The sequence below is a fragment of the uncultured Leptotrichia sp. genome, from assembly GCF_938036635.1.
In the GTDB taxonomy this organism is placed as follows: Bacteria; Fusobacteriota; Fusobacteriia; order Fusobacteriales; family Leptotrichiaceae; genus Leptotrichia; species Leptotrichia hongkongensis.
The window spans coordinates 1-1,824 of sequence record NZ_CALHQO010000443.1 but is presented as its reverse complement, the minus strand read 5'-3'; the positions used below and the strand labels follow the sequence as shown (position 1 = coordinate 1,824).

The window sequence follows — 1,824 nt, the reverse complement described above, 5'->3', positions numbered from 1 at the left end:
AATTTACAATAATATTCCTAAAACTTTCTCCAAAATTGAAACAGCTTTGTCAATTTCTTCATTTGCCACATTAAACGGCGGAAAAAATCTCACAACATTATTTCCAGCTCCAACTAGCAACAATCCATTTTCTAGTGCTTTTAAAACAACGTCTTTTGCCAAAACTTTCTTTTCATTAAATTTTATTCCCAAAAGAAGTCCTTTTCCTCGAATTTCTTCGATAAAATCAAATTTCCCCTTTAATTTTTTCAATTTTTCCACAGAATACTGACCTTTTTCCACAACATTTTTTTCAATTAATTTGTTGTCAATTAATTCATGTAAAACAGCATTTGCAACGGCACAAACCAAAGGATTTCCGCCATAAGTTGAACCGTGGTCGCCAGGAACCAGCACATCATTTGCTTTCCCTTTTGTCAAACAAGCTCCAATTGGAACTCCGCCACCAAGCGATTTTGCGATTGTAACTATATCTGGAACTAAATCAAAATTTTCATATGCGAATAATTTCCCAGTTCTTCCCATTCCACATTGGATTTCATCAAAAATTACGAGTGTATCATATTTTTTGCTCAATTCTTTTATAGCTTCCATAAATTCAGGAGTAGCACTCTCAAGTCCGCTTTCTCCTTGAATTGGCTCTAAAATAATAGCGGCAGTTTTCTCACTTACTTTTGCTTTTAAATCCTTAACATCGTTAAAATTACATTCTGTAACATTTTTCATCAACGGCTCAAACGGTTTTTGATACTTCGGCTGACCGGTAACTGCCAAGGCTCCAGTACTTCTTCCATGAAATGAATTTTTCATATAAATTATTTCCGTTTTATCAGCAATTTTGTTTCCATTTTCATCGTACGACAAATTATTCCCGTATTTTCGAGCAATTTTCAAAGCCAACTCAATCGCTTCAGTTCCACTGTTTGTAAAAAATACGCTCTCCATTTCACTATTTTCAGTAAGTTTATTCGCCAAATCCAATTGTGGCTGACTGTAATACAAATTAGAAATATGCACCAATTTTTGACTTTGCTCCGTTAAAGCCTTTGTAATCACAGGACTTGCGTGTCCCAAGCAATTTACTGAAATTCCTGATACAAAATCTAAATATTCATTCCCTTCATTGTCATAAATATATGTTCCTTTTCCTTTTTCAAATATTTTATTATAACGGCTATACACATTTAATAACATTTAATCACTTCCTTCTTAATTTTTTTGAAAATATTCCATAATTTTCTAATTTTCAACTTCAAAATCTTTTGAGATATTTTTACTTTCTCAAATAATTTTAACTCTCTAAATTTTCATCTTTCTTAATCAATGTTCCAGCTCCTTCGACTGTAAACAACTCAAGAATCACAGAATGTTCCAATTTCCCATTTAGAATAACAACATTTTCCACACCATTTTCAATCGCATCTAGGCAAGTCGTAACTTTTGGCAGCATTCCACCACTAATAATTTCTCGTTCAATTAAATCGTTCACTTTTTTCACATCAATTTCATCAATAAGTGTCTGTTTATCATTGTAGTCAAGCAAGATTCCATCAACATCTGTCAAAAATATCAATCTATCTGCCTGTAATTTCCCAGCAATCGCACCTGCCACATAATCCGCATTAATATTGTATGTCTGACCATTTTTGTCTACTCCAATCGATGAAATCACAGGAATTGCATCATTCATCTCCAACAATTTTATAACTTCCGTATTAATTTCCTTAATCTCTCCGACAAACCCAATATCAACCTTTTCTCCATCAACTTCAACAAACTTTTTCTCAACAAACACCATATTTCCGTCTTTTCCGATAAGTCACA

2 protein-coding genes are annotated in these 1,824 nt (G+C 33.1%); both read right to left on the bottom strand.

Features of this window, described 5'->3' with window-relative positions; genetic code table 11:
* Window positions 1–3: 3 nt before the first annotated feature.
* Entirely contained in the window at window positions 4–1,194 is a 1,191-nt protein-coding gene (locus Q0370_RS08835; RefSeq protein ID WP_299574772.1) for an aspartate aminotransferase family protein, read from the bottom strand.
* A gap of 97 nt (window positions 1,195–1,291) precedes the next feature.
* Window positions 1,292–1,798, bottom strand: coding sequence for a hypothetical protein (locus Q0370_RS08830; RefSeq protein ID WP_299574770.1), 507 nt, complete (start codon window positions 1,796–1,798; stop codon window positions 1,292–1,294).
* Window positions 1,799–1,824: the final 26 nt, after the last annotated feature.